Origin of the sequence: Methylobacterium sp. E-046, from assembly GCF_022829625.1 — a bacterium.
Lineage (GTDB): Bacteria > Pseudomonadota > Alphaproteobacteria > Rhizobiales > Beijerinckiaceae > Methylobacterium > Methylobacterium longum.
In genome coordinates, this window is sequence record NZ_JAKSYP010000204.1 from 1 (window position 1) to 312 (window position 312).

The window sequence follows — 312 nt, forward strand, 5'->3', positions numbered from 1 at the left end:
GATCCCACACGTCGGCGAAGCCGCCGGTGCCGTCCACTGTGTAGACGTGCAAGGCTGAGCGAAGGCGCCGGAGCACTGTGCTGAAGTCTTCTAAGCCGTTGCCGCTGGTGGCGACGAAGCCGCGCGGGGCCGAGAAGCCGAAGCCGCAAGCGCCGACCACGCCGTAGTTCTGCATGACGTCGGCACGACGGGAGACGTCGACATACTGGGCGTCGGCCTCGCAGCCGATCACGACGCCCGTGCCCGGCGTGACCTGGTAGTTGTAGCCGATCTGCGCGCCGCCGGTGAAGCCGTCGTTGTTGCTGCGGTTGT

The 312-nt window shown here is 67.3% G+C and carries 1 pseudogene; it reads right to left on the reverse strand.

What is annotated here, in order from left to right:
* Positions 1-312 (reverse strand): annotated as a pseudogene (locus MKK82_RS20725) (porin family protein); the annotation flags it as partial.